Origin of the sequence: Streptomyces sp. NRRL S-31 (assembly GCF_000718775.1) — a bacterium.
Classification (GTDB): Bacteria; Actinomycetota; Actinomycetes; order Streptomycetales; family Streptomycetaceae; genus Streptomyces.
The window spans coordinates 1-19,347 of the sequence record NZ_JOCB01000134.1 but is presented as its reverse complement, the minus strand read 5'-3'; the positions used below and the strand labels follow the sequence as shown (position 1 = coordinate 19,347).

Annotated in this window: 17 protein-coding genes and 1 rRNA gene; 5 read left to right on the top strand and 13 right to left on the bottom strand. The window is 74.5% G+C overall.

Annotated features, from left to right (window positions below):
- On the bottom strand, window positions 1-135 hold a 135-nt coding region (locus IF37_RS43015; protein ID WP_158727440.1), incomplete at its 3' end, for a hypothetical protein.
- Between the two features lie 542 nt (window positions 136-677).
- Here IF37_RS43015 and IF37_RS0135310 point away from each other — a divergent pair.
- The 3 genes from IF37_RS0135310 to IF37_RS0135300 all read left to right on the top strand — a co-directional run bounded on the left by IF37_RS0135310 (window position 678) and on the right by IF37_RS0135300 (window position 5,633).
- Window positions 678-2,480: a glycoside hydrolase family 15 protein gene (locus tag IF37_RS0135310; RefSeq protein ID WP_030752584.1), complete on the top strand. Its 1,803-nt coding sequence runs from the start codon at window positions 678-680 to the stop codon at window positions 2,478-2,480.
- Between the two features lie 80 nt (window positions 2,481-2,560).
- Window positions 2,561-3,943 carry an FAD-binding oxidoreductase gene (locus IF37_RS0135305; protein ID WP_030752581.1) on the top strand — a complete coding sequence of 461 codons (1,383 nt, stop codon included), beginning with the start codon at window positions 2,561-2,563 and terminating at the stop codon, window positions 3,941-3,943.
- 43 nt (window positions 3,944-3,986) lie between these two features.
- Complete coding sequence (locus IF37_RS0135300) at window positions 3,987-5,633, top strand: PucR family transcriptional regulator (protein WP_030752576.1); 1,647 nt, start codon at window positions 3,987-3,989, stop codon at window positions 5,631-5,633.
- 68 nt (window positions 5,634-5,701) lie between these two features.
- On the opposite strand, the gene IF37_RS0135295 is transcribed toward IF37_RS0135300, so the two are convergent.
- The 6 genes from IF37_RS0135295 to IF37_RS0135270 form a co-directional block, all read right to left on the bottom strand.
- Window positions 5,702-6,856 (bottom strand): glycosyltransferase family 4 protein, encoded by a 1,155-nt coding sequence (locus tag IF37_RS0135295; protein WP_030752574.1) that lies wholly within the window; start codon window positions 6,854-6,856, stop codon window positions 5,702-5,704.
- 286 nt (window positions 6,857-7,142) lie between these two features.
- Window positions 7,143-7,898, bottom strand: coding sequence for a hypothetical protein (locus IF37_RS0135290; protein WP_030752572.1), 756 nt, complete (start codon window positions 7,896-7,898; stop codon window positions 7,143-7,145).
- Between the two features lie 30 nt (window positions 7,899-7,928).
- A complete protein-coding gene (recN, locus tag IF37_RS0135285) occupies window positions 7,929-9,671 on the bottom strand; it encodes a DNA repair protein RecN (protein ID WP_030752570.1) in 1,743 nt (580 codons plus the stop codon).
- A 39-nt stretch (window positions 9,672-9,710) separates the two neighbouring features.
- Complete coding sequence (locus IF37_RS0135280) at window positions 9,711-10,628, bottom strand: NAD kinase (protein ID WP_030752565.1); 918 nt, start codon at window positions 10,626-10,628, stop codon at window positions 9,711-9,713.
- Window positions 10,625-11,440, bottom strand: coding sequence for a TlyA family RNA methyltransferase (locus IF37_RS0135275; protein WP_030752562.1), 816 nt, complete (start codon window positions 11,438-11,440; stop codon window positions 10,625-10,627). The genes IF37_RS0135280 and IF37_RS0135275 overlap by 4 nt, the downstream gene beginning before the upstream one ends.
- Before the next feature lie 7 nt (window positions 11,441-11,447).
- Window positions 11,448-11,741, bottom strand: a complete 294-nt coding sequence (locus tag IF37_RS0135270) for a hypothetical protein (RefSeq protein WP_030752559.1) — start codon at window positions 11,739-11,741, stop codon at window positions 11,448-11,450.
- A 42-nt stretch (window positions 11,742-11,783) separates the two neighbouring features.
- Here IF37_RS0135270 and IF37_RS0135265 point away from each other — a divergent pair, with 42 nt between their 5' ends.
- Window positions 11,784-12,131, top strand: a complete 348-nt coding sequence (locus IF37_RS0135265) for a sterol-binding protein (RefSeq protein WP_030752555.1) — start codon at window positions 11,784-11,786, stop codon at window positions 12,129-12,131.
- Between the two features lie 9 nt (window positions 12,132-12,140).
- Here IF37_RS0135265 and IF37_RS0135260 read toward each other — a convergent pair whose 3' ends face one another.
- From IF37_RS0135260 to IF37_RS0135245, 4 genes are read right to left on the bottom strand one after another with little or no spacing between them, the layout of a single operon-like run.
- Window positions 12,141-13,013: an ABC transporter ATP-binding protein gene (locus IF37_RS0135260; RefSeq protein ID WP_173457094.1), complete on the bottom strand. Its 873-nt coding sequence runs from the start codon at window positions 13,011-13,013 to the stop codon at window positions 12,141-12,143.
- A complete protein-coding gene (locus tag IF37_RS0135255) occupies window positions 13,010-14,056 on the bottom strand; it encodes an iron chelate uptake ABC transporter family permease subunit (protein ID WP_030752550.1) in 1,047 nt (348 codons plus the stop codon). The genes IF37_RS0135260 and IF37_RS0135255 overlap by 4 nt, the downstream gene beginning before the upstream one ends.
- Complete coding sequence (locus tag IF37_RS0135250; protein ID WP_030752549.1) at window positions 14,053-15,096, bottom strand: iron ABC transporter permease; 1,044 nt, start codon at window positions 15,094-15,096, stop codon at window positions 14,053-14,055. Before IF37_RS0135250 ends, IF37_RS0135255 begins: the two co-directional genes overlap by 4 nt.
- A 57-nt stretch (window positions 15,097-15,153) precedes the next feature.
- Window positions 15,154-16,182, bottom strand: coding sequence for an HAD-IIA family hydrolase (locus tag IF37_RS0135245; protein WP_030752546.1), 1,029 nt, complete (start codon window positions 16,180-16,182; stop codon window positions 15,154-15,156).
- Between the two features lie 74 nt (window positions 16,183-16,256).
- Here IF37_RS0135245 and IF37_RS0135240 point away from each other — a divergent pair, with 74 nt between their 5' ends.
- Entirely contained in the window at window positions 16,257-17,540 is a 1,284-nt protein-coding gene (locus IF37_RS0135240) for a DUF1015 domain-containing protein (protein ID WP_030752543.1), read from the top strand.
- A gap of 73 nt (window positions 17,541-17,613) precedes the next feature.
- On the opposite strand, the gene IF37_RS0135235 is transcribed toward IF37_RS0135240, so the two are convergent.
- Window positions 17,614-18,459: a tetratricopeptide repeat protein gene (locus IF37_RS0135235; RefSeq protein ID WP_079166030.1), complete on the bottom strand. Its 846-nt coding sequence runs from the start codon at window positions 18,457-18,459 to the stop codon at window positions 17,614-17,616.
- 792 nt (window positions 18,460-19,251) lie between these two features.
- Window positions 19,252-19,347, bottom strand: a 5S ribosomal RNA gene (gene rrf / locus IF37_RS41070); the annotation flags it as partial.

Here is a 19,347-nt window from a genome sequence, read left to right as displayed (position 1 = left end):
CTTCTGCATCACGACACGCAGTCCGCGGGCCTTGAGCAGCATGCCCAGGCTGGAGGCGGTCAGACCCTTGCCGAGCGAGGAGGCGACACCCCCGGTGACGAAGATGTGCTTGGTCGTCGTGGAATTGGGCGTCATGGCCAAGAGGGGGCTCCCGTGGTCGCTGTCTGTGATGCGGTGCGGCCGCCCGTCCGGAGACTTCCGGGGGTGCCGTCGCTGCGGTTCGGGGGTTCGTCTCCCACCGGTCCACGGGCTACCAGGGTATCAGCGCCTGGACGACATGGCTTCCGACCACGCTCCGCGCTCGTCTGGGCACAGCACGAACCCACCCGTGTCACTCGTGTCACCTTTCGCCCCACCCGGACACACGGTCGTCACCCGGCGCTCACTCGTTCGGCCCACATCGGTTGCCCGGAGCGGCGCGCACATCATCTACGTGCGTCGTATCCTGCTCGGACACTCACTGCCGAGCCCGGCCGGAACGACGGCACACCCCCGCCTGTACCACCCGGAACAACGAGAGCGCGGCAGTTCGTTGAGCAAGGACTGTCGTTTTGCCTCAGGGCTCGGCGGGCTGCTTTGCTTCACCGCTCAACGACACACAAAACCCTTCCCTTGACCGCACTAAGCGACAGCCCCCTGCGCGGGGGCGTGACGTGGCCGTTCGACTGGAGTTGCACGTGGCCGGGCGCATCGAAGACTACGCACTCATCGGAGACATGCAGACCGCCGCGCTGGTCTGCCGGGACGGCACGGTGGACTGGCTGTGCCTGCCCCGCTTCGACTCGCATGCCATCTTCGCCGGCCTGCTGGGCACCGAGGAGCACGGCTTCTGGCGGCTCGGCCCGGCGCACGCCGCCGACGCCAAGCCGCCCGTGGCCGCCCGGCGCGGCTACCGCGGCGACTCGCTGATCCTGGAGTCGGAGTGGGACACCCCGCGCGGCACGGTCCGCGTGACCGATTTCATGCCCCCGCGCGACGGCGCCCCGCAGCTGATCAGGATCGTGGAGGGCGTCACCGGCCGGGTGCCGATGCGCTCGGCCCTGCGCATGCGCTTCTCCTACGGCCGGGTGGTGCCGTGGGTGCACAAGCACGAGGGCCGCACGGTGGCCGTCGCCGGACCGGACTCCGTCTGGTTCGACACCGAGGCCGAGACCTTCGGGAAGTCGCTGACCACCTACGCGGACTTCACCGTCGCCCCGGGTGACCGGATCGCGTTCACCATCTCCTGGCAGCCCTCGCACAAGGAGCCGCCGCCGCTGCCGGAGCCGGAGGGCGCCCTGGAGGCGACCGAGGACTTCTGGCGCGAGTGGGTCGAGCACTGCACGTACCACGGGCCGTACCGCGAGGCGGTGGTCCGTTCGCTGATCACCCTGAAGGCGCTCACCTACGCCCCGACCGGCGGCATCGTCGCCGCGCCCACCACCTCCCTGCCGGAGGACATCGGGGGCGTGCGCAACTGGGACTACCGCTACACCTGGCTGCGGGACGCGGCGATCACCCTGTCCTCGCTGCTGCGCACGGGCTACCGCGAGGAGGCCCGCGCCTGGCGCGAGTGGCTGCTGCGGGCGGTCGCCGGCGACCCGGAGAACCTCCAGATCATGTACGGCATCGCCGGCGAGCGCGAGCTGGGCGAGGCCGAACTGGACTGGCTGCCCGGCTACGAGGACTCCGCCCCGGTCCGGGTCGGCAACGGCGCCGCGCACCAGCTCCAGCTGGACGTGTACGGCGAGGTCACCGAGGCACTGCACCTGGGTCACATGACGGGTCTGGCCCGCAACGACTACGCCTCCCTGCTCCAGCTGAAGCTGATCCGCTACCTGGAGGACCACTGGCAGGAGCCGGACGAGGGCATCTGGGAGGTGCGCGGCCCGCGCCGGCACTTCGTGCACTCCAAGGTGATGGCCTGGGTCGCGGTGGACCGCACGATCAAGCTGATCGAGTCGGGCGACGCGGACGGCCCGCTGGAGCGCTGGAAGGAACTGCGCGACGACATCCACCGGGACGTGTGCGAGAAGGGCTACGACGAGGAGCGCAACACCTTCACCCAGTCGTACGGCTCCCGGGAGCTGGACGCCTCGCTGCTGCTGATCCCTCAGATGGGCTTCCTGCCGCCGGACGACAAGCGGGTGATCGGCACGATCGAGGCGATCCAGCGCGAGCTGTCCACCCCGGACGGGTTCATCCTGCGCTACCCCACGGAGGGCGCGGACGCGGGTGTCGACGGTCTGCCCGGCGACGAGGGCGCCTTCCTGGCCTGCTCGTTCTGGATGGCGGACGACCTGGCGATGATCGGCCGGGTGGACGAGGCCCGCAAGCTGTTCGAGAAGCTCCTCGCGCTGCGCAACGACCTCGGTCTGCTCGCCGAGGAGTGGGACCCGCGGCTGAAGCGCCAGGTGGGCAACTTCCCGCAGGCGTTCAGCCACGTCCCGCTGATCGACACCGCGCTGCGACTGACCGCGTCCGGCGCCTACGGGGGCTAGCCAGGAGGTTCGCGGGCCCGGGTCGTCGGCGGGCGGGTCCGCCTACGCTGGGAGGTGGACCCCTGCGGGAAGGGGACGCCATGGCGCCCTTCTGCACGGCGCACCGGGCCCTCGCCGCGCTCCGTGAGGACCTGGCCGGCGAGGTGCTCGCCCCGGGCGACGCGGGCTACGACGACGCCCGCGCCGTGTTCAACGCGCGGATCGACCGGCGGCCGGCGGTGATCGCCCGCTGCACGCACGCGGCCGACGTGGTGCGGGCCGTGCGCTTCGGCAGGGAGCTGGACCTGCGCATCGCCGTGCGCGGCGGCGGCCACGGCGTGGCCGGTACGGCGCTGGGGGACGGCGCGCTCGTGGTGGACCTGCGCCGGATGCACCGGGTCGCGGTCGACCCGCCGGCCGAGGCGGTGCGGGTCGAGGGCGGCGCCACGATGCGCCACCTGGACCGGGCCACCCAGCCGTACGGTCTCGCGACCACCGGCGCGCGGGCCTCGACGACCGGCGTCGCCGGCTTCGTCCTCGGCGGCGGCACCGGCTGGCTGGACCGCGCCTTCGGCCTGGCCGCCGACAACCTGCTCGGCATCGAGCTGGTGACCGCGGACGCCGAGCGGGTGCACGCGAACGCCGACGAGAACCCCGAGCTGTTCTGGGCGCTGCACGGCGGGGGCGGCAACTTCGGCATCGCCACCGCGCTCACCCTGGAACTGCACGAACTGCCGCGGTTCTCCGTGGTGCTGCTGCTGTGTCCGCCGGCGTCCGGCCCGGCGGCGGTCCGCGCCTTCCGTGACGTCGTCCGCGGCGGCCCCGACGCGCTGGGTGGCGCCGTGCTGTATCTGACCGGCCCGCCCGTGGACTTCGTACCGCGCGAACGGGTGGGCACCCTGCTGTGCGCGGTGCTGCTGACGTACGCGGGCGGCGCGGACGAGCTGCGGACGCTCGCCGCGCCGCTGCTCGCGCTGCCGCACCTGGCGGAGCTGGCCGGTGACCTGCCGTACGCCGACGCGCAGTGCCTGTTCGACGCCCCGCCCGGGCTGCGCGGCCACTGGTCGGCGGAGTGCCTGACCGGGCTGCCCGAGGAGGCGGTGGACGCCTTCTGCGCCCGCGCGGACACCATGCCGGTGCCGACCGGCTCCCGGCACACGCTGTTCCCACAGGGCGGGGCGGTCGCCGCCGGACCGCACGAGTATCCGCTGGCCCACCGGGACGCCGCCTTCACCGCGCACCCGTCCGCGGCCTGGGCGGACCCGGCCGACGACGAGCGGGCGGCCGACTGGGTGCGGGAGGTGCGCGCCGCCCTGCGGCCGTGGAGCACCGGGGACGTGCCCCTCAACCTCGTCGGCGACGAGGGCCCCGAGCGGGTACGGGCGGGCCTGGGCGCCGGGAACACCCTGCGCCTGGAGAAGGTGAAACGGCGGTACGACCCCGACAACGTGTTCCGCTTCAACCACAACATCCGGCCGGTCTGACCGGGAGCTGTCCCGGCGGCGTCGTCGCAGGTAGCGTCGCCGCATGGACAGCCGTACGGACCACCGACTCGACACCCAGGGCGCCGGGATCACCGTGCAGCGGGCCCTGGAACTGCCCGGCCTGCGCAGCGGGCTGCCGGAGGTCCTGGCGGGCGCCGACCGGCTCGGCCGCACCGTGCGCTGGGTGCACGCGGGCGAGGTCCCGAACATCGCCTCCCTGCTCAAGGGCGGCGAGCTGCTGCTGACCACCGGCTACGGACTCGGCACCCGGCCGGCCGAGCAGCGGGCGTTCGTGCGGACGCTGGCCGAGCGGGGGATCGCCGCCCTGGTGGTGGAGCTGGGCCCGCGCTTCGCCCGGCTGCCCGCCACGCTGGTGGACACGGCCCGGACGGCCGGGCTGCCACTGGTCCAGTTGCACCGCGAGGTGCCGTTCGTGACGGTGACCGAGGAGATCCACACCGAGATCGTCAACGGCCACTACGCGCTGCTCCAGCGCGCGGAGGAGGTGCACCGGCGCTGCACCGAGGCCCTGCTGGGCGGCGGCGGGGTGCCGCAGGTGCTGGGCATCCTCGCCGGTTTCAGCGGCAACCCGGTCTTCCTGGAGACGGCCGACGGCCGGCTGCTGTACGCCGCCGGGGAGGGGCCCGAGGGCGCGGACCCGCTCCAGGTGTGGGAGGGGCTGCGCGGCCCGCACAGGGAGGCCCCGCCGCCCGCCGGGTCGGTGCTGGTGGACGTGCCGGGCGGCAAGCCCGGCACGTCGGGCTCGGTACGCGCCCGGCTGGTGCTGCTGCCGGTGCGCTCCCCGCTGGCGCCGGTGCACCGGATCGCCGCGGAGCGGGCCGCGGGCATCCTCGCCGTGGTGCTGATGCAGGCCCGCCAGGAGGAGGAGCTTGCGGCGCGCGGGCGCGGCGACTTCCTCACCGATCTCGCCGAGGGCCGGATCACGGCGGAGGACGCCCCGGCGCAGGCCCGGGTCCTCGGCTTCAAGCCCGGTGACGGCCCGCTGCTGCCCGTGGTGATGCGGATCGGCGACGGCCTGCCCCCGGGCGGGGGCTGGGCGGTGCTGGCCCGGGCGGTCTCCGAGGAGCTGGCCGCGGTGGGGGTGCCGGTACTGCTGGGCGTGCGGCCGGTGGAGGGCCGGGTGCCGGTACTGCTGGGGCTGCGCTCGGAGCCGGAGCGGGCGGCGGTCGCGGACCGGGTGGCGGCTGCGCTGCGGGCGGGCGTGGAGCGGGCCGGGATGCGGCGGCCGGGCTCGCCGCCGCCGGTGGTGGTCGTCGGGGTGGCCGGCGGCTGGGCGGCGGCCTCGGCGGGGCTGCGGCACGCGGCGGAGACGGCGACCGCGGCCCAGGGCCTGCCCGACCGGCCCTGGTACGACGCCCGGCGCCTCGACATCGACCTGCTGCTGTGGCGGCTGCGCGACCACCCCGACCTCGCGGCCTTCGTGGACCGCGCGATCGGCCCGCTGCGCGACCACGACCGCCGCTCCCGGCCGCCGCTGCTGCCGACCCTGGAGACCTATCTCGCGCACGCCGGCCGCAAGGCGGAGACCGCCCGCGAACTGCACCTCAACCGCCAGACGCTGTACAACCGCCTGGCCCGCATCGGCGAGCTGCTGGGCACCGACCTGGACGACCCGCAGACGGTGCTGGCCCTCAGCCTGGCCCTGCGCGCCCGCCGCCACGTCCCCTAGGGCATTCTGACAATTCGCGTCGTCGCCCGGAGGGCGGGAGTTCGACGACAGGACCCGGCAAGTCCGCTTCAGGGCAGCGGCCGGGGCTGGGTCAGTTCGTCGTAGACGCTGAGCACCTGGGCGACGGTCTGGTCCTCGGTCGGCCAGGTAGCGGTCTGCCGGGTGCCGCGCTCCCGCAGCAGCTCGCACCGCTCGGGGTCCGCGAGCAGCCGCAGGACCGTGTCGGCGAGGGCCGCCGGATCGCCGTACGGGACGAGTTCGGCCGCGTCGCCGACGAGGTCCGGGGTGCCGCCCACCCGGGTCGCGACGAGTGGCACGCGCGCGTGCAGCGCCTCCTGGGCGAAAGCGGACCGCGACTCCCTGCTGCTCGTCAGCAGGGCCAGGTCGGCGGCGGCGAGCAGCTCGGGCACGTCCTCGCGGCGCCCGATGAGCCGCACCGGCAGCTCCTCGTCCTCGATCCGCCGTTGCAGCGCCGCTCGCAGCGGCCCCTCCCCGGCGACCACCACCAGGGGCACCGGGTCCAGGTCCCGCCAGGCGCGGGCCGCGTCGAGCAGGACGTCGTGGCCGCGGTGCCGGTCCAGGGGGCCGGCCGCGAGGAGCAACGGGCGGCCGATGGCGCCGAGTTCGGCACGGGCCTTGGGCCGCAGCCGGTCGGGGTCGTCATGGCCGACGACGTCGAGCAGTCCGCCGGACCGGCGCCGGCGGAGCAGGCCGACGGCGGCGAGCCGGGCGTCCCGCGCGCCGGTCCGCCGGGCGAGGTCGACCAGGTCGGGGCTGGTGCCGAGGACCACGGCCGCGGTCTTCGCCACCCGCCGTTCCAGCACCCGCAGCAGCTGCGCCCGCGGCCCCCGCTCGTGGGGGCGGTCGTGCCAGGTGACCACCAGCGGAGTGGTGCGCCCGCCGAGCGCGAGCACGGCCCGGAAGGAGGCGTGCAGGCCGTGCGCGTGCACCAGGTCGGCGTGGGCGCAGGCCGTGCGGAGCGCGGCCACGGAGACGGGGTCGCTGCTGCGCGGCACGTGCACGTGGTCGGCGCCGGTCCCGGAGAAGTCGTGGGTGCGATCGGCCTCGGCGGGGGCGCACACGGTGACGCGTACGCCCCTCGCCACCAGTCCTTCGGCCAGGGAGCGCACGTGGGCGCTGCTGCCGGCGTTGCCCCCGCCGAGCACCTGCACGGTGCGCAGCGGCCGCGGGCCGTGCGGTGCGTTGCTGCTCACGGGGCTCACGGGGCCGGGGCTCCTGGTTCACGCGGGGGTGGTCACGGGGAAACGTACAGAAGGTAGCGGGCCGACGAGGGCGGGTGGACGTACCCCGCGCGCCTCCCGCACGGACCCTCCGGACCCGCCGCCCGCCCCGCGTTCCCCGTCAAGCATGCCAGGCCGTACGGCCGTTCACAGACATCCGGCGGGGCGCCCCGTGCGACGGGCCGGGGCAATGCGCCGGAGCACATCACCCACACGGGTGAGACGATTTTCGCCGCGGCCGCCTGGAGGGCGCGGGAAGAGCACGAGGTCAGCCGCTCACGCGGGCGCCCGCCCAGGCGCTCAGCCGGTCCCCGTGGCGGGCGGCGGCGACCAGGGCGACGGCGTGCGCGAGCAGTCCCGCGCGCCGGTTCCCCGCCACGACGGCCGCCCCCAGCGCGGCGCCGAGGGCGTGCGCCCCCGTGTCCCCGAGCATCACGCGCTCGCCGAGGTCGTCCGGGAGCACGGCGGCCGCGGCCCCCAGCGCGCCGGCGGCCAGTTCGGCCCCGGTCCCCGCGCGCACCAGTCCCGGCGCACCGAGGGCGAGCACCGCCCCGGCGGCCCGCCCGGGCCGTACGTCGAGGAGGTTGACGAGGTGGGCGGAGCCCGCGATGACGACGCCGGCGAGCAGCCTGTCGAGCGGACGCTCCTTCATCCGGGACCCCGCCACCAGAGCGGCGGCCGATATCCCGAACAGCTTCACGGCCCCGCTGGTGACCTCCCCGGACCGCAGCGCGCCCAGATGCGCCCGGAAGCCCCGCCGGTGGTCCCCGGCGGCGTCGTCGTACGCCCCGCAGGCGCCGGCGGCCAGCACCGCGAACCCGGCCGCCGGGTGCGCCCGTCCCGCCGCGACCGCCGCCCCCAGGGCCGCGGCGGGACCGGCGTACAACCCCACGGTCCGTCCCGCGTGGTTCCGCCGCTCCCAGCGCTCCCGCCCGCCGGGCGGTCCGACGCGCAGCAGCGCCTGGCCGGTCCGGGTGAGGGCGGCGGCGAGGACCAGGGAACGGAACGTGCGCGTATCGATCACCCCGCCACCCTAGGCGCGGGAGAACGGGGCCTAGAGGTCGGCCCTGGCCGTCGCCAGCAGTTCCTCGGCGTGGGCCCGGGCCGTCTCGGAGTCCTCCTGGCCCGCCAGCATGCGGGACAGCTCGCGGACGCGGTCCTCGCCCTCCAGCACCTTCACGCCGGAGCGGGTGACGGAGCCGTCGTTGGTCTTCTCCACCAGCAGCTGCCGGTCGGCGAACGCGGCCACCTGGGGCAGGTGGGTGACCACGACGACCTGCGCGGTCCGGGCGAGTTTCGCCAGGCGCCGGCCGATCTCGACCGCGGCCTTGCCGCCGACGCCCGCGTCGACCTCGTCGAAGAGGTACGTCGGCACCGGGTCGGTACCCGCGAACACCACCTCCACAGCGAGCATCACACGGGACAGCTCACCGCCGGAGGCGCCCTTGGCGATGGGCCGCGGCGGGGCGCCCGGGTGCGGGGCGAGCAGCAGCTCGACCTCGTCCGCGCCCGACGGGCCGTAGGCGACCGTCCGGCCGTCGACCTCGACGCCCTCCGGGTCCTCGGTCTGCCGGATGGCGAAGGACACGCGCGCGTGGGGCATCGCCAGCGAGGCCAGCTCGGCGGTCACCGCCGCCGCGAACCGCTCGGCGGCCTCGGTCCGGGCGTCCGTCAGCGCCTGCGCGAGGGCGCCCAGTCCGGTGCGGAGCGCGTCGCGCTCGGCGGTCAGCTCGGTGATCCGCTCGTCGTCGCCGTCCAGCTCGCCGAGCCGGGCGGCGCTCCGCTCGGCCCAGGCGAGGACCGCGTCCACGTCCTCGCCGTACTTGCGCGTCAGCGCGGTCAGCGCGGCCCGGCGCTCCTCCACGGCGGCCAGCCGCAGCGGGTCGGCGTCGAGGTCGTCGGCGTATCCGGCCAGCTCACCCGCCACATCGCCGAGCAGGATGCCGATCTCCCCGATCCGGTCGGCGAGCGCGGCCAGCGCCGGATCGTGCGACCGCACGGCCTCCAGGGCCCGGTGGGCGCCCGCGACGAGCGTCGAGGCGTCGATGCTCTCGGGGTCCTCCGGGTTGCCCGCGAGAGCGGCGTGCGCGACCGTCGCGGCGGACGACAGCCCCTCGGCGTGCCCCAGCCGCTCGGCCTCCTCGGCCAGCTCCGCGTCCTCGCCGGCCCGGGGCTCCACGGCGGCGATCTCGTCGAGCCCGTACCGCAGCAGGTCGGCTTCCTGCGCCCGCTCACGCGCGCGCGTGGTGATCTCCTCCAGCTCGGCGGAGACGGCCCGCAGCCGCCGGTACGCCTCCGTGTACGCCGCGAGCGGCGCGGCGACGGCCTCGCCCGCGTACCGGTCCAGCGCCTGCCGCTGCCGGGACAGCTTCAGCAGCCCCTGCTGGTCGGTCTGCCCGTGCACGGCCACCAGGTCGTCGGCCAGCTCGGCGAGCAGCCCGACGGGCACGCTGCGTCCGCCCAGGTGCGCCCGGGAGCGGCCCTCGGCGGAGACGGTACGGCTGATCAGCAGGGCACCGTCGTCCAGCTCGGCCCCGGCCTCCTCGGCGCGTACGACGGCGGCGGCGCCGGAGGGTACGGCGACCCGTCCCTCCACGACCGCCTTCTCCGCCCCGATCCGCACGAGCGCCGGGTCCGCCCGGCCGCCGAGCAGCAGCCCCAGGCTGGTGACCACCATGGTCTTGCCCGCACCCGTCTCACCGGTGACGGCGGTGAACCCCGGCGACAGCTCGACGACGGCGTCGTCGATCACCCCGAGCGACCGTATCCGCATCTCCTCCAACACGGAACAGACCATACGAGGTGTGGGGCGGCGAGCGCACATGGCCCGCCCGTGTCACTCCGAGGAGTGGTGCGGCGCACCCCGCCAGCCGGTGGTGGGCAGCGCGAACTTCGCGACCAGCCGGTCGGTGAACGACGAATGGTGCAGGCGGGCCAGCCGGACCGGCACGGCCCCCCGTCGCACCTCGACCCGCGCCCCGGGCGGCAGCTCGACCGTCCGCCGCCCGTCGCACCACAGCACCCCGGGCGGGATGTGCGGCAGGACCTCCACGGCGAGCACCGAGTCCGGCGAGGTGACCAGCGGCTTGGCGAACAGCGCGTGCGCGCTGATCGGCACCATCAGCAGCGCCTCCACCTCGGGCCACACCACGGGCCCCCCGGCGGAGAACGCGTACGCGGTGGACCCGGTCGGTGTGGAGAGCACCACTCCGTCGCACCCGAACCCGGTCACCGGGCGCCCGTCGATCTCCAGGACGACTTCCAGCAGCTTCTCGGCGCCGGCCTTCTGCACGGCGGCCTCGTTCAGCGCCCAGTCGGTGTGCACGACGTCCCCGTTGCGGTGCACGACGACGTCGACGGTCATCCGCTCCTCGACCTCGTACGACCGCGCGACCACCCGGTCCACCACGCGGTCGAGGTCGTCCCGCTCGGCCTCCGCGAGGAACCCGACACGCCCGAGGTTGACGCCGAGCATCGGCACCCCGGAGGCCCGAGCGAACTCGGCCCCGCGCAGCAGCGTGCCGTCACCGCCGAGGACGATGAGCAGCTCGCAGTCGTCCAGGCACTGCGGGGTGGCCTCCTTGACGAGGCGCACCTCGTCCGGGAGCGGCAGGTCGCGCGCCTCCTCCTCCAGCACCCGCACCCCGATGCCATGCCGCAGCAGGCCCTTGACGACGAGTTCCGCACTGCGGATCGCCGCGGGCCGCCCGGTGTGGGCGAGCAGGAAAACAGTACGCGCCAGGTTCTGTGTCAACGCGGCCCCTCCGCCACTGCACGGTCGACGTCGGCCGGGTCCACCCGGGGTGCCCCCGCCCGCAGCCAGAGAAAGTACTCGACGTTCCCCGAGGGCCCGGGCAGCGGACTCGCGGTGACCTCCCGCACCCCGAGCCCCAGCTCCCACGCCTTCTCGGCCACACCCCGCACGGCCTCCGCCCGCAGCTGCGGACTCCGTACGACACCACCGCTGCCCAGCCGCTCCTTGCCCACCTCGAACTGCGGCTTGACCATCATCACCAGATCGGCCTCCGGCGTCACGCACCGCTTGAGGGCGGGCAGCACCAGCCCGAGCGGGATGAAGGACAGATCGCCCACGACAAGGTCCACAGGTTTCCCGTCGATCGCCTCGAGCGTCAACTCGCGTACGTTCGTACGGTCCTTGACGGTGACGCGTTCATCCTGCCGGAGAGACCAGGCGAGCTGGCCGTAGCCGACGTCCACCGCGACGACGTGGGCGGCGCCCGCGCGCAGCAGGACGTCGGTGAAGCCGCCGGTGGACGCGCCCGCGTCCAGTGCGCGCCGGCCCTCGACCACGAGCCCGCGCGACCCGAAGGCGGCCAGCGCGCCGGCGAGCTTGTGCCCGCCCCGGGAGACGTAGTCGGGATCGCCGTCGTCGGCCTGGACGACGATCGCGGCGGCGGTCTCCACCTGGGTGGCCGGTTTGGTCGCCACGGTCTTGCCGACGGTGACCCGTCCGGCGGCGATCAGCTGGCTGGCGTGCTCGCGCGAGCGGGCGAGCTTCCGGCGGACCAGCTCCGCGTCGAGACGGCGGCGTGCGACTCCTGCCACGTTCGGTTCAGCTCCTGTTCCCGTGCGGTGAGGGGGGCGCCGGAGGTCCCGGGCGGGCGTCGAGCGCGGTGAGCGCGTCGCGCAGCCCCCTGTGTACATCCTCGTACACCTCGACGTGTCCGTCGGTGGCGAGGTGGTCGGCGTCGGCCAGCCGGTCCAGCCGGGCGTCGACCCCGGCGTCGCCGGTGGGGGTGCGCGGGACGTTCAGGGGGGCCGGTGCGGCGGGGTCGCCGGCGGGCTCGGGATCGCCTTCGGGCCCGGCCTGCGCGACGGTACCGGCCTCGGTCACGGACTCGCTCATGCCCAGACGCTACCGCGAACCGCTGCGGTACCGTCGGGGGCGATGGCCACGATCGAGGAGTGCCGCGCCGCACTGGAGAAGCTCTCGGACAACATGCGGGGCGCCGAGGGCGATGTGCGCGCGGCCGCCGCGCTGGACCGCTCGGTGAGCTGCCACATCACCGACCTGGACGTCACCTTCGCCGGCCGGATGACCGGCGGCCGGATCGAGGTGGACGCCACCCGCCCCGGCCCGCCGCGCGAGAAGGCGCAGATCAGGCTGGCGATGGCCGGGGACGACCTGGTGGCCCTGGTGGGCGGCGAGCTGAACTTCGCGACCGCCTGGGGCTCGCGCCGGGTGCGGCTGGAGGCGAGCCTGCTGGATCTCTTCCGGCTCCGCAAGCTGCTGTAGGCGCCCCGGTCAGGAGGCCGCCGCGACCCGCTCCGCGCGGGCCCTGCGCGCGGCGGGCACCACCAGCGGGGTCCCCGTCTCCGGGTCGTCGATGACCTGGCAGCGCAGCCCGAACACCTCCTCGACCAGTTCGGCCGTGACGATGTCGTTCGGGGCGCCCTCGGCGATCACCGTGCCGCCGCGCAGCGCGATGAGGTGGGTGGCGTAGCGGGCGGCGTGATTGAGGTCGTGCAGCACCGCCACCAGCGTCCGGCCCTGCTCCTCGTGCAGTTCGGCGCAGAGGTCGAGGACGTCGATCTGGTGCTGGATGTCGAGGTAGGTGGTCGGCTCGTCCAGGAGGAGCAGCGGGGTCTGCTGGGCGAGCGCCATGGCGATCCACACGCGCTGCCGCTGTCCGCCGGACAGCTCGTCCACGTACCGCTCGGCCAGCTCGGCCACGCCGGTCTGCCGCATCGACTCCCGGACCACCCGCTCGTCCTCCGCCGACCACTGGCGCAGCAGGCCCTGGTGCGGGTAACGGCCCCGGCCTACCAGGTCGGCGACCGTGATGCCGTCGGGCGCGATGGACGACTGCGGCAGCAGGCCGAGGGTCCGCGCGACCTTCTTCGCGGGCATCGACTGGATGGCCTGCCCGTCCAGCAGCACCCGGCCCTGGCTGGGCCTGAGCATCCGCGACAGCGCCCGCAGCAGCGTCGACTTGCCGCACGCGTTCGGGCCGACGATCACCGTGAAGGAGTGGTCGGGGATCTCCACCGACAACTGCTCGGCGATGACCCGCTGGTCGTAGGAGAGGGTGACGTTCTCGGCGGACAGGCGGTTCACAGTGCTCCTCGGGGTGTTCGGGTTCGTGCCGCGCGGGCCGGGACCGTGGGCGCGCCTCATATCCGTCCCGCCCGCCGCTCGGTGACGAGCAGCCACAGCAGGTAGGCGCCGCCGAGGACGCCGGTGACCACGCCGACGGGCAGCTGGTCGGCGCCGAAGGCGCGCTGGGAGGCCCAGTCCGCGGCGACCAGCAGGGCCGCGCCCATGCACAGGGAGGGCACCAGGTTGGGCCCCGGCGAGCGGGTCAGCCGGCGGGCGAGCTGCGGTGCGGTCAGCGCGACGAAGCTGACGGGGCCCGCGGCGGCGGTGGCGGCGGCGGTGAGCAGCACGGCGGCGATCATCAGCAGCAGCCGCACCCGCTGCACGCGCACGCCGAGCGCGTACGAGACGTCGTCGCCCATCTCCATCATCCGCAGGCCGCGGGCGTTGGCGAGGACCAGCGGGACGAGGACGGCGCACAGCGCGAGCAGCGGCCGGACCTGGTCCCAGTCCCGGCCGTTCAGCGAGCCGGTCATCCACACCACCGCGCGGGTCGCGTCGACCAGGTCGGCCTTGGTGAGCAGGTAGCCGTTGACCGCGGTCATGACCGCGTTGACGCCGATGCCGACCAGTACCAGCCGGTATCCGTGCACGCCCCGCTTCCAGGCGAGCGCGTAGATGGCCAGACCGGTGCCCAGGCCGCCCGCCAGCGCGCCCGCGGTCACCTGGGAGGCGCTGCCGGACAGCAGCACGATCACGACCAGCGCGCCGGCCGTCGCCCCCTGCGACAGGCCGAGCACGTCCGGGCTGCCGAGCGGGTTGCGGGAGACGGACTGGAACAGGGCCCCGCCCAGGCCGAGCGAGGCACCGACCAGCAGGCCCACGAGGACCCGCGGCAGCCGCAGCTCGTTGACGATGAAGTCCTGGTAGGCGGTGCCGTTCCCGGCGAGCGTCCGCAGCACGTCGGCCACGGGGATCTTCGCGTCGCCGGTGCCGATCAGGGCGACCCCGGCGGCGCAGGCGGCGACCAGCAGCAGGACGACGACGATCAGGGAGCGCGGGTCCAGGCGCAGGGAGAGCCCGCCGGGGGTGCGTACGGCACGGCTCCTGGAGTGGGTCTTCACAGCTGGGCCGTCCTCCGCCGTCGTACGAGAAAGATGAAGACCGGCCCGCCGATGATCGCGGTGACGATGCCGACCTGGAGTTCGGCGGGGCGGGCCACGACCCGGCCGATCACATCGGCGCCGAGCAGCAGCACGGGCGCCAGGACCGTGGCGTACGGCAGGATCCAGCGCAGGTCGGGGCCGGTGAAGGAGCGCACGACGTGCGGCACCATGAGACCGACGAAGACGATCGGCCCGCAGGCCGCGGTCGCGGCACCGCTCAGCACCACGGCGGCCAGCATGGCCAGCGCGCGGGTGCGGTCGAGGTTGGCGCCGAGGGCGCGGGCGGTGTCGTCGCCCATCTCCACCGCGTTCAGCGGCCGGGCCAGCGCGAGCGCGAGGACCGTGCCGACCGCGAGGAACGGCAGCACCTGGACGATGGTGGAGTGGCCGGCCGAGACCAGCGAACCCACCGTCCAGAAGCGCATCTTGCCCAGGGCCGCGCCATCCATGATCATCACGGCCTGGAGGTAGCCGTACAGGGCCGCGCTGATCGCGGTGCCGGCGAGCGCCAGCCGCGCCGGGGTGGCGCCCCGGCTGCCGCCGAGGAACCACACCAGCGCGCCGACCGCCGCGGCGCCGAGGAACGCGAACCACACGTAGCCGGTGAGGCTCGTGACGCCGAAGTAGGTGATGGCCGTGACGACGGCGGCGGAGGCGCCCGCGTTGATGCCGAGCAGCCCGGGGTCGGCCAGCGGATTGCGGGTCAGCGCCTGGAGCACCGCACCCGAGAGGCCGAGCGCGGCGCCGACCAGCAGCCCGAGCACCGTGCGCGACAGCCGCTCGTCCACGACCACGTCGCCGTAGGTCCCGGAGTCGTGGAAGAGGCCGTGCCAGACCTGGTCCCGTGACAGCCCTTTCGCCCCGATCGCGATGCTCGCCAGGGCGACGAGCAGCAGCAGCACGACCGAGAGCACGAGCCCAAGGGCCCTGACCGCTCGACGGGTTGGGGGCGCGGGTGCGGTCTCCGCGCGCGGTTCCGGAGGACTGTCGACCAACACGAGGTTAGGTTAGCCTACCCTCGCCTCGGTTTACGATCCCCGGGCCGTGTCCGGGCGTCAGAAACCGAGCCGGGCCAGCGCCTTCGCCCCGTCCAGCGCGCAGGAGCCGTCGCCCGCCGCCGTCCAGGCCGCCGCGCACAACGCCCGCAGCCCGTCCAGCGGCTCCCCGTCGCCCGCCACCTCCAGCCGGTCGGCACCGGCCGTCGCCGTCCAGCCACCGCAGCGGAAGCCGTCGCCCTCGGCGCCGACCTCCGGCTGCCCGGTGAGCAGCCCGCGCAGGTCCGCGTCCACGTACGTCGGCCGGTGCCGCGGCGACGCGGCCAGCAGCTGCGCCCCGTCGGTGACCCCGGTCAGCACCAGCAGCGAGTCGACCCCGCCGTTGAACGCGCCCTCGATGTCCGTGTCCAGCCGGTCCCCGACCACCAGCGGGCGCTCGGCGCCGGTGCGGATGATCGTCTCCCGGTGCATCGGGGGCAGCGGCTTGCCCGCGACCTGCGGCTCGGCGCCGGTCGCGATCCGCACCACCTCCACGGCCGCGCCGTTGCCCGGCGCGATGCCCCGCCCGCTGGGAATCGTCAGATCCGTGTTCGACGCGAACCACGGCACGCCGCGCCGGACGGCGTACGACGCCTCCGCGAACCGGCTCCACGGCAGGTCCGGGCCGCCGAAGCCCTGCACCACGGCCGCCGGGTCGTCGTCCGCCGACTCCACCGGGGTCAGGCCGCGCTCGCGCAGCGCCACCCGCAGCCCCTCGCCGCCGATCACCAGCACCCGCGCCCCGGCCGGCACCTGCTCGCTGATCAGCCGCGCCACGGCCTGCGCGGAGGTGATGACGTCGTCCCCCGCCGCCGGTATGCCCAGCTCCGTCAGGTGTCCGGCCACCGCGTCCGGGGTCCGCAGCGCGTTGTTGGTGACGTACGCGAGACGCATGCCGCCCGACCGGGCCGCCGCCAGCGAGTCGACCGCATGCGCGATCGCGTCCCCGCCCGCGTACACCACCCCGTCCAGGTCGAGCAGCGCCGTGTCGTACGCCTCGCTCAGGGGCCGCCCACTGTCCTCGGGCCTCGTCCTGACGCCTTGGCTCATGTCCGCATCGCTCCTCGTCGACTCGCCTTTCCCTCGATCATCCCGCATGCCACCGACGCACGTACGATGCCGGGATGAAGACAGCAGGTCACTCGGAGGCAACGACGCACCGCGGCCTGGAACTCATCCCGTTCCGAGGTCTCCGGTACGACCCCGACCGGGTCGGCAGCCTGGCCTCCGTCACCTCCCCTCCCTACGACGTCGTCGTACGGCCCGACGGCCTGCACCACCTCCAGTCGGCCGATCCGCACAACATCGTCCGGCTGATCCTGCCCCAGGCCGGCACCCCGAGCGCCCAGACCGAGCAGGCAGCCGACACGCTGCGCCGCTGGCTGGCCGAGGGCATCCTCGTCGCCGACCCGGACCCCGGCCTGTACGTGTACGAGCAGCGGGACGGCGACGGCATGCTCCAGCGCGGGATCATCGGCACCCTGCGGGTCTCGGAGCCCGCAGAGGGCGTGGTCCTGCCGCACGAGGACGTCATGCCGCCCGTGGTCGCCGACCGCGCGGCCCTGATGCGCGCCACCCGCGCGAACCTGGAGCCGCTGCTGCTCACCTACCGGGGCGACGGCGCGGCGGCCGAGGTGGTCGAGCGCACGGCCGAGCGACCGCCGCTGCTGGCCACGACCACCGAGGACGGCTTCCGGCACCGGCTGTGGTCCGTCACCGACCCCGACGACCTGATCCGCATCCAGACCGACCTCGCAGGCCGTCAGGCCCTGATCGCCGACGGCCACCACCGCTGGGCCACCTACCGGCGGCTGCGCGCGGAACACCCCTCCCCCAGCCCCTGGGACCACGGCCTGGTCCTGCTGGTGGACACCGCCCGCTATCCGCTGCGGGTCCGCGCCATCCACCGGCTGCTGCACGGCCTGCCCGTCGCGGACGCGCTCGCCGCGGTGGACGGCCTGTTCCGGGTACGCCGTCTCGACGTGCCCCTGCCGGACGCCCTGGCGGCCCTGGCGGACGCGTCCCGCGCGGGCAACTCCTTCCTGCTGGCCGGCGACGGCGCCTTCCACCTGCTCGACCGCCCCGACCCGGGTCTGCTGGCCCGGACGGTCCCGGCGGACCGCCCGGCCGCCTGGCGCTCCCTGGACGCCACGGTCCTGCACGCCACGCTGCTGGAGCACGTCTGGCGCATCCCGGAGGACTCCCCGGCCCACATCGCGTACATACACGACACGGCCGCGACAGTGGAGAAGGCGGAACGCGACGGCGGTACGGCCGTCCTGATGCACCCCGTCCGCGAGGAGGTCGTCCGCGACCTGGCCCGGCAGGGCGTGACGATGCCCCGCAAGTCGACGTCGTTCGGCCCGAAACCGGCCTCGGGGCTGGTGCTGCGCGCGCTGGAGATCTGAGCGGGCGGCCGCCGGACGCACACGAAAGAGGGCAGACCCCGCGGGGGGTCTGCCCTCTTTCGTGTGACCGGCGTCAGTCCTGGTCGTCGCCGTCCGCGGCCTCCGACACGCCGTCGGCGGGCTTCTCGGCCTTCTCTTCCTTGGCAGCCTCTTCGGCCTTCTCCGCCTTCTCGTCCGCGTGGACCGCCTCGGCGTCATCGGCGTCATCGGCCTCTTCGGGCGCGTCCTCGGGCGCGTCCTCGGACAGGGCGTCGACGAACTCCACGCCGTCCAGCTCGGCGAGCCGGTCCGAGGCGTCCGTGCTGCCGTCCCGGTCGGCCTCCACGGCCTTCGCGAACCACTCCCGTGCCTCGTGATCCCGGCCGACGGCCAGCAGGGCGTCCGCGTAGGCGTAGCGCAGGCGCGCGGTCCACGGCTGCACCGAGTTGGAGGCCAGCTCCGGGCTCTGGAGGGTCACGATCGCCGCGTCCAGCTGGCCCATGTCACGCCGGGCACCGGCGGCGACGAGCCGCATCTCCACCTGTCCGGCCTTGTCCAGCCGCTGCACCTCCGGGGCACCGGCCATCTCCAGCGCCTTCTCCGGCCGGCCGAGGCCACGCTCGCAGTCGGCCATCACGGGCCACAGGTCGACGCTGCCGGTCATCCGCCGGGCGGTGCGAAACTCGGCGAGGGCCTCGCTGTACTTCTGGTTCGCGTACGCCGCGAACCCGGCGGCCTCCCGCACGGCGGCCACGCGGGACGCCAGGCGCAGGGCCACCTTGGCGTAGCCGTAGGCGCCCTCGGGGTCCTCGTCGATCAGCCGGGCGACCATCACCAGGTTCCGGGCGACGTCCTCCGCGAGCGTCTTGGGCAGGCTCTGGAGCTCCTGCCGGACATCCTTGTCGATCTCGTCGCCGGTGACGTCCTCCGGGATCGGCAGCCGCTTGATCGGCTCCCGGTCGCGGTCGCGGTCCCGGTCCCGGTCATCGCGGAACCGGCCACCGCCACGGCGGTCGTCCCGACTGTCCCGGCTGTCCCGTCCGTCCCGGCTGGTCGTCACGGCGGTCGTCACGGCGGAAGCCCCCACGGTCGTCACCGCGACGGTCGTCGCGGCGGTCATCACGGCGGAAACCGCCACCACGGCTGTCATCACGCCGGTCACCCCGGTCGTCACGACGGTCGTCGCGCCGGCCGTAGCCACCGCCGCGGTTGTCGTCGCGACGGAAGCCGCCGCGGTCGTCGTCCCGGCGGAAGGACGAGGGGCGCTCTCCTCGGTCGTCGCGGCGGTCGTCCCGCTGGAAGCCCGGACGCGAACCCCGGTCGCCTTCACGGCGGAAACCGCCACCACGGCTGTCATCACGCCGGTCACCCCGGTCGTCACGACGGTCATCACGGCGGAAACCACCACGGTCGTCACCGCGACGATCGTCACGGCGGTCATCGCGCCGGTCGTCACGGCGGCCGTAGCCACCGCCACGGTTGTCGTCGCGCCGGCCGTAGCCGCCCCGGTCGTCGTCCCGGCGGAAGGAGGGACGGTCACCTCGGTCATCGCGGCGGTATCCGCCACGGTCACCCCGGTCACCACTGTCCCGTCGCCGCTGGTCGCGCTCCGGTCGGTCGTCGGGAGAGTTGGTGGACATGGTGACTCCTGTCTTCGGTACCGCAAGCATTGTAAAAACAAAAGGACCCCTGGTCCCAGCTGAACGCTGGGACCAGAGGTCCTCCAAAGATTGTTCGGCGGCGTCCTACTCTCCCACAGGGTCCCCCCTGCAGTACCATCGGCGCTGTGAGGCTTAGCTTCCGGGTTCGGAATGTAACCGGGCGTTTC

Excerpts from the sequence above, each read along its gene's own strand:
- IF37_RS0135305 (WP_030752581.1), top strand. The coding sequence starts at position 2,561 with ATGGCGCCCTTCTGCACGGCGCACCGGGCCCTCGCCGCGCTCCGTGAG.
- IF37_RS0135300 (WP_030752576.1), top strand. The coding sequence starts at position 3,987 with ATGGACAGCCGTACGGACCACCGACTCGACACCCAGGGCGCCGGGATC.
- recN (WP_030752570.1), bottom strand. The coding sequence starts at position 9,671 with ATGGTCTGTTCCGTGTTGGAGGAGATGCGGATACGGTCGCTCGGGGTG.
- IF37_RS0135270 (WP_030752559.1), bottom strand. The coding sequence starts at position 11,741 with ATGAGCGAGTCCGTGACCGAGGCCGGTACCGTCGCGCAGGCCGGGCCC.
- IF37_RS0135265 (WP_030752555.1), top strand. The coding sequence starts at position 11,784 with ATGGCCACGATCGAGGAGTGCCGCGCCGCACTGGAGAAGCTCTCGGAC.
- IF37_RS0135260 (WP_173457094.1), bottom strand. The coding sequence starts at position 13,013 with ATGAGGCGCGCCCACGGTCCCGGCCCGCGCGGCACGAACCCGAACACC.
- IF37_RS0135245 (WP_030752546.1), bottom strand. The coding sequence starts at position 16,182 with ATGAGCCAAGGCGTCAGGACGAGGCCCGAGGACAGTGGGCGGCCCCTG.
- IF37_RS0135240 (WP_030752543.1), top strand. The coding sequence starts at position 16,257 with ATGAAGACAGCAGGTCACTCGGAGGCAACGACGCACCGCGGCCTGGAA.